This is a genomic window from Pedobacter sp. HMWF019 (assembly GCF_003061025.1).
Classification (GTDB): domain Bacteria; phylum Bacteroidota; class Bacteroidia; order Sphingobacteriales; family Sphingobacteriaceae; genus Pedobacter.
In genome coordinates, this window is sequence record NZ_QAIL01000036.1 from 18739 (window position 1) to 37612 (window position 18874).

General features: G+C 40.9%; 18 protein-coding genes. 15 read left to right on the top strand and 3 right to left on the bottom strand.

Annotation, left to right across the window (positions count from 1 at the left end; genetic code table 11):
• Window position 1 precedes the first annotated feature (1 nt).
• From DBR11_RS02185 to DBR11_RS02235, 11 genes are all read left to right on the top strand, one after another.
• Window positions 2-550 (top strand): hypothetical protein, encoded by a 549-nt coding sequence (locus DBR11_RS02185; RefSeq protein WP_108549973.1) that lies wholly within the window; start codon window positions 2-4, stop codon window positions 548-550.
• Window positions 551-703: 153 nt separating this feature from the next.
• Window positions 704-1546 carry a DUF6515 family protein gene (locus DBR11_RS02190; RefSeq protein ID WP_233260617.1) on the top strand — a complete coding sequence of 281 codons (843 nt, stop codon included), beginning with the start codon at window positions 704-706 and terminating at the stop codon, window positions 1544-1546.
• Between the two features lie 110 nt (window positions 1547-1656).
• Window positions 1657-3300: a M28 family metallopeptidase gene (locus DBR11_RS02195; RefSeq protein WP_108549974.1), complete on the top strand. Its 1644-nt coding sequence runs from the start codon at window positions 1657-1659 to the stop codon at window positions 3298-3300.
• Between the two features lie 4 nt (window positions 3301-3304).
• Complete coding sequence (locus DBR11_RS02200) at window positions 3305-4123, top strand: hypothetical protein (protein WP_108549975.1); 819 nt, start codon at window positions 3305-3307, stop codon at window positions 4121-4123.
• Window positions 4124-4209: 86 nt separating this feature from the next.
• Window positions 4210-7032, top strand: a complete 2823-nt coding sequence (locus tag DBR11_RS02205; protein ID WP_108549991.1) for an endopygalactorunase — start codon at window positions 4210-4212, stop codon at window positions 7030-7032.
• Between the two features lie 47 nt (window positions 7033-7079).
• Window positions 7080-7787, top strand: coding sequence for a diphthine--ammonia ligase (locus DBR11_RS02210; protein ID WP_108549976.1), 708 nt, complete (start codon window positions 7080-7082; stop codon window positions 7785-7787).
• A 42-nt stretch (window positions 7788-7829) separates the two neighbouring features.
• Window positions 7830-9458: an acyl-CoA carboxylase subunit beta gene (locus DBR11_RS02215; RefSeq protein ID WP_108549977.1), complete on the top strand. Its 1629-nt coding sequence runs from the start codon at window positions 7830-7832 to the stop codon at window positions 9456-9458.
• A gap of 16 nt (window positions 9459-9474) precedes the next feature.
• Window positions 9475-10110: a toxin-antitoxin system YwqK family antitoxin gene (locus DBR11_RS02220; protein ID WP_108549978.1), complete on the top strand. Its 636-nt coding sequence runs from the start codon at window positions 9475-9477 to the stop codon at window positions 10108-10110.
• Window positions 10111-10194: 84 nt separating this feature from the next.
• Window positions 10195-11157 (top strand): thioredoxin-disulfide reductase, encoded by a 963-nt coding sequence (trxB, locus tag DBR11_RS02225; protein WP_108549979.1) that lies wholly within the window; start codon window positions 10195-10197, stop codon window positions 11155-11157.
• A gap of 207 nt (window positions 11158-11364) precedes the next feature.
• The gene (locus DBR11_RS02230) at window positions 11365-13266 is read left to right on the top strand and encodes a beta-N-acetylhexosaminidase (protein ID WP_108549980.1); all 1902 of its coding nucleotides are present in this window, start codon (window positions 11365-11367) and stop codon (window positions 13264-13266) included.
• A gap of 164 nt (window positions 13267-13430) precedes the next feature.
• The gene (locus tag DBR11_RS02235) at window positions 13431-14051 is read left to right on the top strand and encodes a hypothetical protein (RefSeq protein WP_108549981.1); all 621 of its coding nucleotides are present in this window, start codon (window positions 13431-13433) and stop codon (window positions 14049-14051) included.
• Between the two features lie 2 nt (window positions 14052-14053).
• Here the strand turns inward: DBR11_RS02235 and DBR11_RS02240 are convergent, their stop codons facing one another.
• Both DBR11_RS02240 and DBR11_RS02245 read right to left on the bottom strand, forming a co-directional pair.
• Window positions 14054-14662, bottom strand: coding sequence for a hypothetical protein (locus DBR11_RS02240; protein WP_233260618.1), 609 nt, complete (start codon window positions 14660-14662; stop codon window positions 14054-14056).
• Window positions 14643-15140 (bottom strand): RNA polymerase sigma factor, encoded by a 498-nt coding sequence (locus tag DBR11_RS02245; RefSeq protein WP_108549983.1) that lies wholly within the window; start codon window positions 15138-15140, stop codon window positions 14643-14645. The genes DBR11_RS02240 and DBR11_RS02245 overlap by 20 nt, the downstream gene beginning before the upstream one ends.
• Before the next feature lie 190 nt (window positions 15141-15330).
• Between DBR11_RS02245 and DBR11_RS02250 the strand changes: the two genes are divergently transcribed.
• The 4 genes from DBR11_RS02250 to rpmA all read left to right on the top strand — a co-directional run bounded on the left by DBR11_RS02250 (window position 15331) and on the right by rpmA (window position 18158).
• Window positions 15331-16716: a dicarboxylate/amino acid:cation symporter gene (locus tag DBR11_RS02250; RefSeq protein WP_108549984.1), complete on the top strand. Its 1386-nt coding sequence runs from the start codon at window positions 15331-15333 to the stop codon at window positions 16714-16716.
• Between the two features lie 29 nt (window positions 16717-16745).
• Window positions 16746-17267 (top strand): hypothetical protein, encoded by a 522-nt coding sequence (locus DBR11_RS02255; RefSeq protein ID WP_108549985.1) that lies wholly within the window; start codon window positions 16746-16748, stop codon window positions 17265-17267.
• A 119-nt stretch (window positions 17268-17386) separates the two neighbouring features.
• Complete coding sequence (rplU, locus tag DBR11_RS02260; protein ID WP_008241463.1) at window positions 17387-17698, top strand: 50S ribosomal protein L21; 312 nt, start codon at window positions 17387-17389, stop codon at window positions 17696-17698.
• Window positions 17699-17756: 58 nt separating this feature from the next.
• Window positions 17757-18158 (top strand): 50S ribosomal protein L27, encoded by a 402-nt coding sequence (gene rpmA / locus DBR11_RS02265; protein ID WP_108549986.1) that lies wholly within the window; start codon window positions 17757-17759, stop codon window positions 18156-18158.
• A 56-nt stretch (window positions 18159-18214) separates the two neighbouring features.
• Here rpmA and DBR11_RS02270 read toward each other — a convergent pair whose 3' ends face one another.
• Window positions 18215-18571, bottom strand: a complete 357-nt coding sequence (locus tag DBR11_RS02270; protein ID WP_108549987.1) for a helix-turn-helix domain-containing protein — start codon at window positions 18569-18571, stop codon at window positions 18215-18217.
• Between the last annotated feature and the right edge of the window lie 303 nt (window positions 18572-18874).

Sequence of the window (18874 nt, forward strand, 5' to 3'; positions counted from 1 at the left end):
TATGATAAATAAGCTCAATTATAGACAGCGAAATAAACTTTTGCTTCCACTGGCGGCCTTTGGCTTATTGCTGTGCTGGTTTTTTGCGTTTAGCAAAACTTTTGATGCCATTTGTTTGCACCATAGTTTTGAGCAGGAAGCTCTTGGCCTGGCGCAAAATGACCTTTCTTTTAACCCTGTACATGCGCAGAAAAAGTTGAATGCGCTGAATGAAATTATCAAAGCCTACAGGGTGAACCCAGAGCAGTGGCACAACGACATCTGGTTGAAAGTGTCTGCGGTTGCCGGGGCTAGAAATGTGTCTATTGATTATACTTTAACACAGCCTTCCATAGAAAGAGATTCTACAGCTGTTGGGGTCAATCAAAGTCTTCATTTTTACGGAGGTTATGTGGAATTGGTGAAGTTGGTGGATACTTTGGAGCGTATGCCGGGAATAGGAAAGGTATCTGCTGTGCAGATTAAGGCGCCTTTAAAAGATTTGCTAACCGAACGGAAAGATAAATGTGTGTTAAAAGTTGACTTTAGAGGCGTTGAACGCGAAAAATAGCCTCCAATTATCATCCAATTGTCAGCTTTAATTAATGTTAAGAAATGATTAATCCTTTTTGCTTTTCAATTGTCCTATAGCTAAATTAACAGAAGTTAATATACTCATGGCAACATGATTAGCATATGAACAAGAACACTAAATAATAAGCAAATGAAAACTCTAAGGTTTAAATCGTTAATTGTCGCAGGAACCATCCTCCTTATCAGTGGCTTTACTACTACCAGCGCCCTTGCTCAAAGAGGCGGTCGTGGTGGAGGCGGTGGCGGCCATATGTCTGGCGGCGGCGGCCGTGGGATGTCATCAGGTGCACATATTTCATCAGGAAGGCCTGGCGGCTCCCGTCCTTCATTTAATGCCGGTTCCCGTCCTTCGAGGCCTGGTAGCGGTTATCGTCCAGGTCGTCCGGGTTATCGTCCAGGCGGGGGTTATCGTCCGGGATGGGGTTACCGTCCGGGATGGGGATATCGCAGACCTTATTACGGGTATTACAGTTTCTACAGGCCTTTTTTAGGCATTAGTTTAAGCATATTGCCTTATGGATATTATCCTTTCTATTTCGGTGCAGATCAGTTTTATTTCTCTGATGGATTCTTTTACAGACAATATGACAACGAATATAAAGTAGTAGTTCCTCCGGTAGGTGCACAAGTTCCAAGCTTGCCTTCGGCTGCTAAAGAAGTAACCATCAACGGCCAGACTTACTACGAATATAAAGGCGTTTACTATACATTAGGACAAGATGCAAACGGTAAAACAGTATATGTGGTTGCAGGTAAAGATGGTGTGTTGAACACTGGCGACGGCAACAACGCAGTAGATACTCCGGCTAATGTTCCTCAGGTTGGTGATACAGTTGATCAGCTTCCTGACGGTGCCAGAGACGTGATGATCAAAGGCGTACAGTACTATGTAACTGAAGATGGCATTTACTACGAAAAACAAGTAGATGGCAACAACAAAATAACCTATAAAGTTATTGGGATAGGAAACTAACGTTTCCTGTGGTTAGGAGAGCGATGAGCGGAGCAGATTTAGATGTGCTCCGCTTTTTTATTTCCGGGGCGGATTGAGTAAGTTTGACCAAAATCAGTATTCCCTTTAAAATGAATTCAAAAACTATTTTTTCTTCTTGCTTCTTCATTGCTGCGATGAATGTAACCCAGGCTCAAAATCCTGATTCAGCGGCGATAAAGGCTATAAATGAACAAAGTTTTTCCCGGCATATTAAGGTATTGGCCTCTGATGAATTTAAAGGACGCAAGCCTTTTACCATAGGAGAAACCAAAACCATTAACTATTTAAAGAAAGAGTTTGAGCTGCTTGGTTTGAAACCGGGTCATGGTAAAAGCTATTTTCAGCAGGTACCAATGGTAGATATAAAATCTGTTCCGGAGGAAAAGATGGTGTTTAAAGGGCAAAATGGTGCTGTTGAGGCGTTTTATCAGACTGGTTTTGTTGCAGGTACGAAACATGTGGAGCCGGTTGTCAGCATTTCAGATTCTCCTTTGATCTTTGCGGGTTATGGCATTGTAGCTCCTGAATATGGCTGGAATGATTATGCCGGCCTGGATGTGAAAGGGAAAACAGTTGTGGTGCTGATCAATGATCCGGGATTTAAAGACCCTAAGTTGTTTAAAGGTGAAAATATGACCTATTATGGCAGGTGGACTTATAAATTTGAAGAGGCGGCCAGACAAGGCGCTGCTGGGATTTTGATTGTTCATGATGATGTTCCTGCGGGTTATCCATGGTCTGTGGTGCGTAGCGGCTGGTCTAAATCGAAATTGCAGCTGGAGGCTGAAGATCAAAATAAATCAAGAGCAGTGGTTGAGGGTTGGATCAGCTTAGACATTGCGAAGAAATTGCTGGCGCTTGCCGGAAAAGATGAAAGTCTGTTTTCAGAGGCTTCAAAGCCAGGGTTTAAAGCGGTTGACCTGGGGCTTACCACTTCACTAACCATAAAAAATAGCATTAAGCGTTCGGTATCTAACAATGTACTCGCTTTGCTGCCGGGTAAGAAGAAAGCTGATGAATGCCTTATTTACTCTGCACACTGGGACCATTTTGGAGTGGGAGAGATCATTAAAGGCGATTCAGTGTATCATGGTGCGGTAGACAATGCTACCGGGGTTGCTGCTTTGCTGGAATTGGCTGCTGCATTTAAAAAGGTTAATCCGGATAGGTCTGTATTGTTTGTCTCCTTTACTGGCGAAGAGCAGGGCTTGCTGGGATCTGAGTATTACGCCAAACACCCGGTATTTCCAATTGCAAAAACACTTGCAGATATTAATATGGATATGATGTCGCCTATGGGAAAAACAAAAGACATTATTGTGTACGGATATGGCCAATCGGAACTGGAGGATTATGCTGCAGCGTCTGCACAAAAGCAGGGAAGATTTGTAGTTAAAGAGCCTGTTCCATCTTCTGGTTTGTATTATCGCTCAGATCATTTTAACTTTGCTAAAGTCGGCATTCCTTCTTTGTTTACAGGTTCTGGAGTAGATCATGTTAAATATGGTAAAGAATGGGGAACTAAACAGGCTGCAGATTATATCAAAACCAGGTATCATTCTCCTCAGGATAATTTTGATGAAAAATCCTGGGACATGAGTGGTATGGTTGAAGATGTACGCCTGCTGTTTGACCTGGGCTTTAAATTGAACATTGCCTCCCGTTTCCCGGCATGGAAAAATGGTTCTGAGTTTAAAAAAATAAGAGAAAATTATCCGGTAAATAAGGATTAAAAATATGAAACCAACACTATACGCACTTCTCCTCGCGGCCGTTCTGTTTGGCTGTAGCAAAAACGAAACCTCTAAAGTTTATAAGCCGAAGGTATTAACGGCTATGGAAAGCTTTAATGAATATGGTAAAGGCAGTGATTCGCTGGCCATCAGTAAAAAGGAAGATTCCTCAGGTGAGCCGGATAAAAAAGATGGCGACGGGATAAGGAAATGGTACAGTGTTAAATTTCTGGATACACTGATACAGATCCAGGTAAATCCAGATGATCCGAAATCTGCAACGGATAAGTTTGCTTTTGCAGAGTTTATCAATACGGCTAAAACCTGTGCATTGGTACAGATTGCAGACCAGTCTGGTTTGGCAGCTCCGGTATATATTGTAACGGTAAAAAACAATAAGGTGGAAGTGGTGAGCTTGTATCGTCCTTCTAATGGTCCTGCAGACGTTAAGTTTACCAAAGGGATTACCCGGGTTGGTAATGCAGGTTACATCATCAATAATGATTTTTATGTAACCAGAGTGTATGCCAAAGCGTATTTGCTTAAAAGACAAAATCCAGACCAGCGCATACAGGGTGATTTTGTGATCAATTCTTCTGATATTTCTACTTTCGTGTTTTTGGTAGGCAATTCTTTATATGAGCTGCACTATCCAACTGGCGAGGTTTTTCTGCAGCCGGTTCCGGCTGAAACAGCATCGAGCCTGGAGAGCACTTATGATTGGATACAGCAAAATTGTAAATGGGTTAAAAATGCCAAAGGAATTTCTTTCCTTAAAGCGCAGGATCCCGATAGAATTGTAGACATCAAGGAATTTAAATAGCTTTTCTTGCTGTAATTGCTGAATATTCTGCTGATTGGACTCATCTTTTCAGCAGGATTGCCCATATTTTTAAACTTAATATGGGCATGAACAAATTGACTTTGGTTACGGGGATTCTTTTACTGGGCGCTGTTGTTGTAAAGGGACAGGAAAGTCCTGTTGTGCAAATAAAAAGGGATACGATTGTACTGGCTAAGGGAACTACCTATCGTTTTACAGTAGACACACCTGAAGAGCTGGGCCTGGTTTCTGCCGGAGCAGATGTGCATGGACTTTTCCAGGTGCTGAATGTTAAGGGTGATTTGTTGCCCGGGTTTATTGCACGGAATAATCGGGGGGAAATTAAAACTGGAACTGAACTTTTTACGGGTGACCGTTTGCAGGTAAAGTCAAAGAATGGTGAAGCTAAAACCTATTTTATCGAGGTAAAAAAAATGGCTTTGGATGGCCAGCTGGTTCTGGACACTACTGAAATGACCCGTGGCACAAAGGGAGATGTGTTGTTTTCTTATACAGCAGGGCAAAGAAGCCCGGATGCCCGTGTTAAATTTTATATTCCATCTGATCTTGGGGTGACTTTAGAAAACACCTCTGTGAATGTGATTGGACGGGGCTTTGTGAAACTGAAGGACCTGAGTACTCAGTCTGTTGGGCGGGTGGGCAGTGCTTATCCTTATCAGAAAGTTGGACAGGTCCGGATTTCTAAGGAGGCAACGGGTACGGTACTTCTGTTTTCCGGTCTGGATTTCAGGCCGGCGAACGGACCGGATCTAAAAGTGCGTATTGAAAATGTTTGTTTGGCCAAAACAGGCGATTATCAGTTAAAGGCTGTTTATACAACTGCTCAGCCGGAAGTGTTGAACAGTGCGGGTGTAGGGGCTGAAGTTGCTGTATTAAAGGTTCGGAGCAGGGTTGCAGATTTTGTGCGGGTTTTGGACAAAAGCCTACACTATCAAGAGGATCAAAACAGCTATACGAGGCTAAGTTTTAAATGGAGGTCGGCAGTACCGCAGAGGGCTGTTCAATTGCTGCAGTCTTTGGATAATGGGAGAACCTGGAGGTCTTTGCCAGCAAAATTTGAAAAGGGGGCTGCTGAAGTAAGGGCTTTGCTTCCTCAACGTTTATACAAGTTCCGTTTAAAGATCCTGTCTGGAGAATATAAGGGCTTTTCAAATCTGGTTTCTTTTTATTCGGGTAAAATGGATGTCGGTCCTTTTGTTGCGGGTACTGACGATCATACTGATGGAATCAACAGGGCAATTGACTCTTTGAACCATATAGGTGGAGGGACGCTTGTTTTCAAAAAGGGAACATATAGGGTAAGAACGGTTCATTTGAAGAGTAATGTGTATCTCTATTTGGATAAAGGAGCAGTTATTAAGGCGATTAAAGGGGCTGATGCACCGGAAACGACCTGGTTTAGCGACAAGAAGTACCGCTCCGGCCTGTCGCCAACAGATATGGGCCCTTATGCCGATCCAGAGAATTATCTGACTAAGCAGGATGTTGGTCATCATTATTTCCGGAATGCGATGTTTTTTGGGGAGCGGCTGGATAACGTGAAAATTATTGGTGCTGGAATGATTACCGGTGATGGCAACCTGGTGAACAGTGATAAGGTGATGAACAACGCAGCGGATAACCGGGCAGATAAGATGTTTAGCCTGAAGCTTTGCACCAATCTGGAGATCGGGGGTAGAGAACGTCAGGAGGATTTATGGTATGATGAACAAAAAGATGAGCCTTATTATATAGGCAAAAATGGGGAAAAGCTTTTTGAGGATGATCAGATGCTCAAAATAGAACGTGCAGGTCATTTTGTATTATTGGCCACAGGTACAGATCACATCAGCGTTCATGATACCTACTTTGGAAAAGAACATGCCACAAATGCAAGGGATATTTATGATTTTATGGCCTGCAATGACGTTTGGGTGAAGAATATCTATTCTAAAGTGAGTTCTGATGATATTGTAAAACCGGGTTCAGACTGTGCCCTGGGATTTACCCGTCCGGCAAGCAATTATAAGGTGAGAAATGTGATCGGGGATACCAATTGTAACTTGTTCCAGATTGGCTCAGAAACGGCCGATGATATTTCCCATGTTTGTGTAGATAATATTTACGTGCTTGGGGCTAATAAAGCTGGGTTCTCTATTTCTACGAATGATGGCGGGCATATAAGTGATGTCCACTTGAATTGCGGGCATACCGGGCCATTGCATTCCCGGTCTAAAATGTACAGGGCTATGGCGCCATTTTTTATTTCTATTTCTAACCGGGGCAGGATTATCGGTGCAGAAGTTGGCCGCTATGTATTTACGGAGAACGGAAAACAACATGATGAACTGCTGGTTAAAAACGTAAACATTGGTGAGGTAGAAGATATTCATTTAAAACATATTGATGTATTGGAGGTGTATAGCGGGAGTTCTTACAACGGAACAAGATGGAAGCGTTTTGATGGCAGCCAGCCCCGTTCAACGCCCATTGTTGCGGGATATCAGTTGCCGGAGCATGCTGCGGTTATGGGTGGCCTGGATTTTAAATTGCCTAACGGGAAGCATACTGGTTACATCAGGAACATCTCTTTTGAAGATGTGAAGGTACTGGTAAAAGGTGGAAATCCGGGCAGTGATACTTCTAATGTATGCCCTGAATTGGGTGTAGGGCAATATAATGCGTCTAATCTTAAAGTTCAGCCTTCTTACGGGCTTTGGGCAAGGCATGTAACAGGGCTTAAGCTGAAAGATTGTTCCTTTCGGTTTGAAAAGCCAGATGGCCGTTATGCCATAATGCTGGAAGATGTACATGGCGCAAAGTTATATGGCATACAAACGGACCCATCTGCCAGTCAACAGGTTTTGATCAGGGAGAAAAATTCTTCGGATATTTTAACACAAGAATAAGATTTCTGTAACCACCAGTACTTGGCAAATGTTTACATTTATCGGGAATGGAAAAACAACAGGCTTTATTTAACTGGAGTGGTGGGAAAGACAGTACTCTGGCCCTTCATAAGGTTCTTGAAGAGAAGGAACTGGCGGTCAATTATCTGTTGACCACCTTAAGTGATACCTATAACCGCGTTAGTATGCATGGTGTACGTGAGGAATTGCTTGTTGCTCAGGCAGAAAGTATTGGGATTCCTTTATATCAGGTGCGCCTGGCCGAATCTCCGCAGATGGATGAATATGAGAAAACCATGGAGCTGCATTTAAATAAATTAAAGCAGGAGGGAATTACAAAGTCTGTTTTTGGGGATATTTTTCTGGAAGATCTTAAAATTTACAGGGAGAAGAAATTGTCTGAGATAGGAATGGAGGCTGTTTTTCCGCTATGGAAAAAGGATACACGTGCTATTTTAAAGGAGTTTCTGGGGCTTGGTTATAAAACGGTGGTGGTTTGTGCGCAGCGTGGTTTGGAGGCTTTCTGCGGAAGGGTTATTGATGAAAATTTTATCAATGATCTTCCCGAAGATATTGATCCTTGCGGGGAGAATGGCGAGTTCCACACTTTTGTTTTTGATGGGCCGCTTTTTAAACGCCCTGTTGGTTTTGTTACCGGTGAAAAGGTCTATAAAACCTATCCTTCTCCTGCTGGCAGTACTGATGAGCCTGCGGGTTACTGGTATATTGATCTGGTTCCCTATACCGAATCCTGAAATGGACTATAGTTTCAAAAAAAATACATTTACATTGGCCGAATGAATATAGAATTCAATAAGAACGAAGACGTGAATAAACAACTGGTTTATGGGGTTAAAACGCGTCTGAAAAAAATATATGCGGGTGGGGGCGAAAAGGCTGCTGCCAAGCAGAAAGAACAAGGGAAATTGCTGGCAAGGGAAAGGATTTCTTATTTGATTGATCAGGAAAGTGAATTTCTTGAACTTGGAGCTTTTGCCGCTGAGGGGATGTATGAAGATGAGGGGGGCTGTCCTTCTGCGGGGGTAGTTTGTGGGATCGGTTATGTTTCCGGAAGGCAATGTATGATTATGGCCAACGATGCTACTGTTAAAGCAGGAGCATGGTTTCCGATGACGGCAAAAAAGAACTTGCGGGCACAGGAAATTGCCATGGAGAATCGTTTGCCGGTCATTTATCTGGTAGACAGCGCAGGGGTGTATCTGCCCATGCAGGATGAGATTTTTCCGGATAAGGAACATTTTGGAAGGATGTTCAGGAACAATGCGATCATGTCTTCGGAAGGTATTGTGCAAATTTCTGCGATCATGGGTTCTTGTGTTGCGGGAGGGGCTTATCTTCCGATCATGAGCGATGAGGCGATGATTGTTGAGGGTACGGGTTCTGTTTTTCTGGCGGGTTCTTACCTGGTTAAATCTGCCATTGGCGAAGATGTAGATAATGAAACCTTGGGTGGTGCAACCACGCATTGTGAAATTTCGGGTGTTACGGATTATAAACAACCGAATGATCAGGCCTGCTTAGACAGTATTAAGAACATTATGAGTATGCTGGGGGCTCCTGAATCTGCTGGTTTTGATCGGATCAAGCCTGCCTTACCTAAATTTCCACAAGAGGAGATCTATGGGATTTTGCCTGAAAACAGGGAGAAACCTTATGATATGGTGGAGTTGATTAAGCGCCTGGTAGATGATTCTGAACTGGAAGAATACAAAAAGGAGTATGGAAAAAGCATTGTTTGCGGTTTGGCACGTGTGGATGGCTGGGCAGTAGGGATTGTAGCTAACCAGCGGAAGATTGTAAAATCGAAAAAAGGAGAAATGCAGCTGGGTGGGGTGATCTATTCAGATAGTGCCGATAAGGCTGCACGTTTCATTATGAACTGTAACCAAAAAAAGATTCCTTTGGTGTTTTTGCAAGACGTGACGGGTTTTATGGTTGGCAGCAAGTCGGAGCAGGGTGGAATTATCAAGGATGGTGCTAAAATGGTGAATGCGGTGGCCAATTCTGTGGTACCTAAGTTTACCATAGTGATAGGAAATTCTTATGGTGCAGGTAATTATGCCATGTGTGGTAAAGCCTATGATCCAAGACTGATTTTTGCCTGGCCAAGTGCGAAGATTGCGGTGATGGGTGGCGCTCAGGCTGCAAAAACCTTGTTACAAATTCAGGAGGCTTCTCTTAAGTCTAGAGGGGAGACCATTACGCCAGAAAAGGAAGCTGAACTGCTTAAAGAGATTACAGACAGGTACAATAGCCAGACTACGCCTTTTTATGCGGCATCGAGGTTATGGGTAGATGGGATCATTGATCCGCTGGAAACCCGTAAGGTAATTTCTATGGGGATTGAGGCGGCAAATCAGAGTCCTGTAAAAAAGCGCTTCAATGTAGGGATTATTCAAACCTAGAATGATATTTTTGTATATGAAGAAGATTTTCATTGCAAGCTTGCTGATCTTGTGTTCCGCTTTGTGTGGTTACAGCCAGGTTAAGACCGTTTATTTTGATATTAAAGATAAGGTGACTGTAGATTCTGTACATGCCGCAAGCTATGCGGTGTATGGTAAAGTGTCTGGAGATAGTTTGTGGGTATTCAAAAAATATGATATGGATGGGTATATTGCCACAACCGGGTCTTTTAAAGACTCTTTGCTGGAGGTGCCACAGGGCAGGTTTGTATACTATGACTGGATCAACCCAAATAAAAGTGTTACGGGCTATGTGGCCTTGAATACGGGGAGAGATCGTTATAAAGTGCTTTCGGGAGATTTTGAGAATGGTTTAAAGCAGGGCCGGTGGCTGAGCTATTATGAAAGTGGATTGGTTAAGACGCTGGTTACTTATGACAGAGGTGTAACGCAGGGACCGTTTAAGGCTTTTGATGATAAAGGAGAGCTGATAGAAACCGGCCAGTACGTACAGGACAAGAAGGATGGAGAGTGGGTGATTAATGGAGGTCTACGGGTTGTTACTTTCAAAATGGATGAGGTGGTTTCGGATGTGAAGCGTACTAAAAAAGAACTGAAGCAATTAGAAGAAGCTAAGAAAAAAGGATTATAATCTACAGATCACAATAGCTGGATGCTATTGGTGGATTTGATCTATTATGATTAAATTTGTAAAACAAACGAATTATATAAAAATATGTCGCAAGAAATAGAACACGTTCCCTGTCTGATTATTGGTTCCGGACCTGCTGGTTATACGGCTGCAATTTATGCTGCCCGTGCAGACCTTAAACCTGTATTGTATACAGGTATGGAAGCTGGTGGACAATTGACACAAACTACGGACGTTGATAATTTCCCGGGTTATCCTACAGGTATTATGGGACCGGAAATGATGGAAGATTTTAGAAAACAGGCAGAAAGATTTGGTACTGATATCCGTTTTGGTTATGTAAGTTCTGTAGATTTTTCTTCCTTGCCACATAAAGTTGTAGTAGATGAGATTAAAACCATTACTGCTGATACAGTGATCATTTCTACTGGCGCAACTGCTAAATGGCTGGGTTTGCCTAGTGAACAAAAATATAATGGTTTCGGTGTTTCTGCTTGTGCAGTATGTGACGGTTTCTTTTTTAAAGGACAGGATGTTGCTATTGTTGGTGCAGGAGATACCGCAGCTGAAGAGGCTACTTATCTGGCCAAACTTTGTAAAAAAGTATATATGCTGGTTCGTCGCGATGAATTCAGGGCTTCAAAAGCCATGGTACACCGTGTGTTGAATACACCAAATATTGAAGTTATCTACAACTCTGAAGCAAAAGAGGTATTGGGTAATGGTAAAAATGTTACTGGTCTTAAGATCACTAATAATAAAACCGGAGAAGAAAAAGACATCGAAGTAGAAGGTTTCTTTGTGGCTATTGGCCATAAACCGAACACGGATATTTTCAAAGGATGGATTGATATGGATGAGACAGGTTATCTTAAAACTATTCCAGGTACAACCAAAACTAATGTTGAGGGTGTATTTGCAGCAGGAGATGTGCAGGACCATTACTATCGTCAGGCAGTAACTGCTGCCGGATCTGGTTGTATGGCTGCATTGGATGCGGAACGTTATCTGGCAGCTAAGGAACATCATTCAGAAGTCGTTTCTTAATCATAGAAATTATAACTAAAAGCGGATTTGTTTTAAACAGGTCCGCTTTTTTTATGCTTAATGGTTTTGTGTAGAAAAAAATATGCGCTGTTTCCGTTCATTTCAAACGTTTGATTTCTATTGTAACAAAAATGTGATGTATCGAAGGCGGCGGTTCTATTTATCTTAGGATAATTACTTAGTACCACCTAACACACAAAACAAATCATGAAAAAAATCTTACCAATTGTCATCTGTGCATTGCTGAGTACAAATTTGTACGCGCAAAATGATGCCAGCATGGGAATTATTCCTGCACCGGTTTCTGTAGAAAAGCATTCCGGATCCTTTATTCTGGATAAAACTACTTTGCTGGTCTCTGCCCATGCTGAAAATGCACGTGTTGCGGATCTGCTAAATGCTTTTATTGCAAGTAAAGGAGGTTTTGCGCTGAGAGAGGTTAAATCTCCGGAAGCTAACCACAAAGCTATAGTTATTACTTCTGAGGGCGCGGATAAGCTTCCGGAAGAAGGTTACAGGATCAGCATTACTAAAGATAAATTCCTGATCACCGGAAAGGGTGCGGGCTTATTTTATGCAGTACAATCAGTGATGCAGTTGTTGCCTGAAAAACAAGATGGCAAAATTACTGTACCAGCAGCAGACATTAATGATTATCCAAGGTTCAAATACAGGGGGATGCACCTGGATGTAGGTCGTCACTTATTCCCGGTTGCTTTTGTTAAAAAGTATATCGATATGATGGCCCAGTACAAATTGAATAATTTCCACTGGCATTTAACTGAAGATCAGGGATGGAGAATTGAAATTAAAAAATATCCAAAATTAACAACAATTGGATCCTCCAGAAATGGAAGTGTAATTGGTAACTACCCGGGAGTGGCAACAGATGATAAGGTATATAAAGGGTTTTATACTCAGAATGAGGTAAAAGAGATTGTAGCCTATGCTTCAGCCCGATATATTACTGTGATCCCGGAAATTGAGATGCCAGGACATGGTTCTGCTGCTATTGCGGCTTATCCTGAATTGAGCTGTTTCCCTAACGAGGATACCCCAACAGATCCTAAGGCGCCTTGGGCTGGTTCAAGAAAGGGTAAACAAGTTCAGCAAACCTGGGGTGTACACCAGGATGTTTTTGTACCAACAGAAAATACTTTCAAGTTCTTAGAGGATGTATTAGACGAGGTTCTTGTTCTTTTCCCATCTAAATATATCCATATTGGTGGCGATGAGTGCCCTAAAGATTTCTGGAAGCGTTCTGCTTTTTGCCAGGACTTTATTAAAAAGAACAATCTGAAGGATGAGCATGGTTTGCAAAGCTATTTTATACAACGTATTGAAAAGTATCTGAACGGTAAAGGTCGTTCGATCATTGGCTGGGATGAAATCCTGGAAGGTGGTCTGGCACCAAATGCAACTGTAATGTCCTGGAGAGGTGTTGAAGGTGGAATTGCATCTGCTCAGCAGCAACATGATGTGATCATGACGCCTGGATCAAATGGTTTGTATTTTGACCATAAGCAATCAAATTCTCCCGATGAGCCTTTGGCGATTGGAGGTTTTGCTCCTTACACCAAAGCTTATGGCTATGATCCTATACCGGCTGAATTGACGGCTGATCAGCAAAAGTATATTATTGGTGTACAAGCTAATCTATGGACTGAGTATATCGAAAGTCCTGAAAAAGCAGAGTATATGGTTTTTCCAAGGATGTTTGCTTTAGCAGAGATTGCCTGGACACAGAAAAACCGTAAGGATTTAAAGAACTTCTCAGAAGAACGTTTACCGCTTCATCTGGCACGTCTGGATAAAACCAATACAAATTATTGGGTGCCAACACCGATTGGACAGAATGATAAGGTGTTGAAAGGAAGTCAGTTTAATATTGAACTTAAAGTTCCGGTAGAGGGGGCTCAGATTTATTATACTTTAGACAATTACAGACCGTCTGAGAGTGCAGCTTTATACACAGGACCGATCAAAGTGAATGTGCCTGAAGGGAAGAAACTGAACCTTAAAACGATTGTAATCACTAAAAGTGGTAAGAGGAGTGTCGTGACTCAAACGGAATTAAATAATGGTGCACCGGACGCGCCTGCAAAATAGAATAATTAGTAGAAGTAAAAAAACGCCAGACAGGGGATTCTCCTTGTTTGGCGTTTTTTTTTGAGTTAAATTGCTTGCTGTATAATGTAACTAAGATGAACCCGACATCATTAAAATAATCTTAATGATCAAAGGCTCCATCTCACAATAAAATAGATGACAAGATGAAACTGAAAGATTTATTTGTAAAATCCTCCTTGTTCGCTTCAGGTATTTTACTTCTGTATTCCTGTACCAGCGATAATCCTGAAAAACATATTGCCTTGAGCAGCAACAAGCCTTTGGCAGAGAAGCAGGCTAACCCCTTTCCTTTTTATAGAAACATTGCCATCAGGCCAGGGCTTAATTTTGAAGTCGTGAGCTGGGGTAAAGGTGTTGACTCCCTGGGGGGATATTTGATTCTGATGTCAGACTCGGCCAGAAATGACTATAAGTCTTTTTCGAATGAACGAAAAGGTATCATTACAGACGCCTGGAATATGGATCTGGACAATGATGGGAATCCTGAACTCTATGTAGAATTGCTCAGTAAGAAAAATGTTCGTGATTTGAATGTTTATGAGTACAGCAGAAATGGTTTTCAGAAGATTAATTTCCCGTCGCTCACCAGCATTATGAAAAAGGTTTATAAGGGCAATGATAAATTTTTTATCAAGAATGGAGAATTGTTCAGGAGTTTTCCGATAACAGATCCTTCCGATACAACTAAAAAGTCTGGTGCAGAGAAGAAGCTTCAGTACAAATTAAACGGGAACAGTTTCTCTGTAACCGAAGTAAAAGAATAATTTTAGTGCCCGGTTTCTTTGAACTGGGCACTAATTCTTTCAAATTTCTCGATGAGAAGGCCTATACGCTCTTTTTCCCGGTTCATAACAGCTTTTCTGAATATGGTAGAACAGAAGATGATCCATCCAAAGGTAAAGGCTACAGTAACACATTGTTTCCAGAAGCTGAAATAGGAGAGTACTTCAAAAAAGAATAGAATAATGGCTATGCTTAAGGCTATCGTGTAAAACCAGTACAACTTGTGGTACAGGCTAAACCTGTTGAGCTGATAGAGTTTCAACTGGCTTAGAAATTCATTAGGATGGGCAGTAAAATCATTTTGTGAGATTAAGCGGTAACCTCTATACAAAATGAAGGTGTAAATAGCAATGGAGCAGACAATAATGCCTATACCTGCATGGGTAGTCCAGGATTGAAAATCAAAAAACAACCAGAGGGCAGCGAAGGCAAGGAGCGACAAGACCATGCCGCCGATGTTTAAAAGCGATTTGGTACGGATGCTGTTCACTTCCTTTTTTGCCTGGGCAAGCATTTCCTCAGAAGAGATGTTTACCTCCACTGTGTGTGACTGCCAAAGCGATTGTATATCTTCAAATTCTTGCATGCTCATTGTATATTTCTGTAAGTTTCTGTTTAATGCGGTGAATTTTTACCCTTAAATTCCCTTCACTGATGCCAGAGATTTCTGCAATCTCGTTATAGGGTAGTTCATCCAGTACCATAGTAATAATTAAACGGTCGTTCTCTTCCAGTTTGGATATAGATTTATAGAGTAAGGCAATCTGCTCATTCTTTTCTGAGTATTCTTCGACCTTGTTCTCTATGATGTTGTCTGTAAGTTCGTCCTTAGCTTGTCTCTTTTCTGATCTTAAATAGGTTAAACAGGTGTTTACGGCAATTCTGTAGATCCAGGTGGAAATCAGGGATTTGTTTCTGAATTTATCCAGGTTTTGCCAAACCTTTAAAAAGGTTTCCTGTAACAAATCATTTGCAGAATCCTTGTCTCCAGTATATCCATAACATAAATGGAATATTTTCTTGGAGTTGGTATCGAAGATTTGCTTAAATAACTGGTCTTTTTGTTCCACCTATAGAGAGTTGATATAGCTTTAGAAGTATTTTATGATTGTTTGTTACAGCGAAAATGCGAATTTTATTGGTTTATCAACAAACTTTATAGAATAATTTAATTATTGTAGTTTTACAGCCTTATAAAACTGTCCATGGCACAGCCTTGCAGTATTACAAACAAACCGTATTAATGAAATTAATTAGCAGATGTCGAAGAACAACAGATTAACGTTTTTTATTTTTTTAGCTCTGGTGCTGGGTATTGGCCTGGGATATTATCTGAATGTACAATCATTCAGTACCTATAATGATCATATCGCGGCTGCAGATACGAAAGTAAAAGCTTTAGATGGCCAGATCCTCAAAGTAAAAGACACCACCACAACTGTTTTTGCCGAATTGAAAGCGCAAAAATCAGCTGCCGAAAAATTAAGGCACGAAAATGAAGCCATCCGCGAAAAGAAACTGGAACCACTTACCTTGTTAAGTGATATTTTTCTGAGGCTGATCAAAATGATTGTTGCGCCGCTTGTTTTTAGTACCCTGGTAGTAGGGGTGGCCAAAGTAGGGGACATTAAAGCGGTGGGAAGAATTGGTGGTAAGACCATGTTATGGTTTATCAGTGCTTCTTTGCTTTCGCTGGTGCTGGGATTGATTATGGTTAATATTTTCCGGCCGGGTGAGACGATGCATTTGCCTTTGCCGCCGAGTAATGTGGATACCGGGATTCATAAAGTGGCTTTGTCTATGAAAGACTTTATCTCCCATATCGTTCCTAAAAGTATGGCGGAGGCAATGGCAACCAATGAAATCCTGCAAATTGTGGTATTCTCCTTGTTCTTTGGTGTAGCTACAGCGGCTATTGGAGAAAAGGGGCAGGTTATCATCAGTTTCTTTGATGCTGTTGCTCATGTAATTTTGAAAGTAACGGGTTATGTGATGAACTTTGCACCTTTTGCTGTTTTTGGAGCTATGGCTGCTATTGTGGCTAAACAGGGGCTTAGTGTGCTTTCCACCTACGCTTTATTCATAGGAGAATTTTATTCTACCATGCTGTTGTTATGGCTTGTACTGATTTTTATTGGTTTTACCATTTTGAAATCCAGGGTGTTTAACCTGATGAACCGGATGAAAGAACCTGTTTTGGTGGCTTTTAGTACGGCAAGTAGTGAAGCTGCTTATCCAAAAACAATGATGCAGCTGGAGCGTTTTGGCTGTAAAGATAAAATTGTGAGCTTTGTGCTGCCGTTGGGTTATTCTTTTAACCTGGATGGCTCTATGCTCTATATGACTTTTGCTTCTTTATTTATTGCACAGTCTTATGGGATCCATTTGTCTTTTGAACAACAGATTACCATGCTGCTGATCCTGATGCTAACGAGTAAGGGTATTGCAGGGGTACCAAGGGCTTCCCTGGTGGTTATTGCAGGGACAATTGCTACCTTTAACATTCCCGAGGCTGGGCTTGCATTACTGATTGGGATAGATCCATTGCTGGATATGGGCAGGTCTGCTACCAATGTCATTGGAAATAGTTTGGCCACTGCGGTGGTGAGTAAGTGGGAAGGTGAACTAACTGAGCCTTTAGATTAGAATACAACATACATTATAAATACATTTAAATGAGTACCAGAGGAAAAAAGATATTTTTAATACTAACTATCGTCGTGCCTTTTTTGATTTATTGCGTGGTCTATTATGCGCCAATCATCAAAAATGCACCTTTCAGATCTAATGAATTTGTTTCATTGCAGTTTAAATGGGGCGTAGGCAAAGATTTGGTCAATTCCTATGATTCTGCCACAGGCGACTATCAGTATCTGAACAGCCGGGATTCTTTAGTGAAAACGAACGTAAAGCTGCGCACTAATGACATTATATATTTGCACAATAAAGCCAACGAACTGGGCTTATGGAATTTTCCGGATGTTATTGCCAACAGGGAATCAGATCTCACTTCGCCTAAAGTATTAAGGTATGAATTTCAGTTTAACTATAAACGCAGATCTAAGAAAGTGATCCTGATGTCTGATTTTAATGAAATTCCTAAACTTGGAGACGCGGCTACCCAGATGAAAAACCTGGTAGCGCAAACGATTAATGATGCGGAAGAGCGTTACGGCAAGGAAGCTAAGGGTAAATAAGTAGATTTTGTACAAATATATTTGCCCTATTGTTCAATTCATTTGAATTTAGAAAAAATAGTTCTATATTTGCACCTCGATAAAAAAAATAAACAATTTAAAATAATAATTATTTAACAATGTACGCAATAGTAAATATAGCAGGACAGCAATTCAAAGTTGCAAAAGACCAGCACCTTTTTGTACACCGTTTGCAAGGAGATGAAGGCGCTAGTATTGAATTTGACAATGTATTGTTGGTTGAAGATGGTGGTAAAATCTCTGTAGGAGCTCCTGCATTGAAAGGTGCTACAGTTTCAGCTAAAATCGTGTCTCATTTAAAAGGTGATAAAGTAATCGTTTTCAAAAAGAAACGTAGAAAAGGTTACAAAAAGAAAAACGGTCACCGTCAGTATTTCACCAAAATCCAGATCTCTGGTATCAGTTTATAATTATTGTTTAACACAAAAATTGCCGTTAGTTTAGGCAGTTTATAAAATATAAAACAAGATGGCACATAAAAAAGGAGCCGGTAGTTCCAGGAACGGACGTGAATCGCATAGCAAACGCTTAGGTATTAAAATCTTCGGCGGTCAAGAAGCTATTGCCGGAAATATCTTAGTACGTCAGCGCGGTACAAAACACCACCCGGATAAAGGTGTAGGTATTGGAAAAGACCATACCTTATTTGCTTTGGTTGATGGTACCGTAATCTTCAAGAAAAAACAAGATAACAAATCTTATGTATCTGTTTTACCTACTGAAGTTGTAAAAGAAGTTGTAGAGAAAAAAGCACCTGTTGCTAAAGCTGAGAAAAAAGTAGCTGCTCCGAAAGAAGCGCCTGCTAAAAAAGCACCTGCAAAGAAAGCTGTTAAAGCTGAAGCACCTGCTGCTGACGCTGCTGCAGAGTAATCTTAAAGATACATTAAATGAAAAGGGTTGTGACATATGTTGCAACCCTTTTTGTTTTAGTACTGATGGCTGGAGGTTTTGAGGATCCGGATTTCCTTTTCCAGTTTTTTTAGCAGTGTATCAAAGGTTTTAAGTGTGTTTTCCAGTTCCTGGATAACCGTATTCGCTCTGATCTGGTCTGTTTGTTCATCTCCATCCTTTCCATGAAGCAGCCAGTTATAGCTTTTGCTATAATATCTGGCAATTACATTCAGGATATTAAAGGAGGGAAATTGATTTCCCAATTCAATCTGAGAGTAATTACTTCTGGAAATACTTAACAGGTCTGCAACTTTTGACTGAGAAAGATGGTGTGCAGTTCTGAGGGCCTTTATTCTTTCGCCTATATCTTTCTTTGATAGGATTTCTTGCATAAGTAATATTAATTTCGTTGATTTGTTTAGGATCTCGTTAGTGAATATTAATTATATCGAGACAATTATTACTCCAAAATCAAGTATTAGAGTTAAATTGCCAGGATTTTGAATTTTTTTAGGAAAATTGTTTTCTATTAATGTAATCTTCGGTAGAAATAAATTATGCAATATTGAGCGTCATGTTTTTTACATTTTTTTTTATTGGGTTTTTTTTTTTTTTTTTTTTTTTTTTTTTTTTTTTTTTTTTTTTTTTTTTTTTTTGACAGAAAATATCAGTTGGCCTACTATAAAATAGAGTCA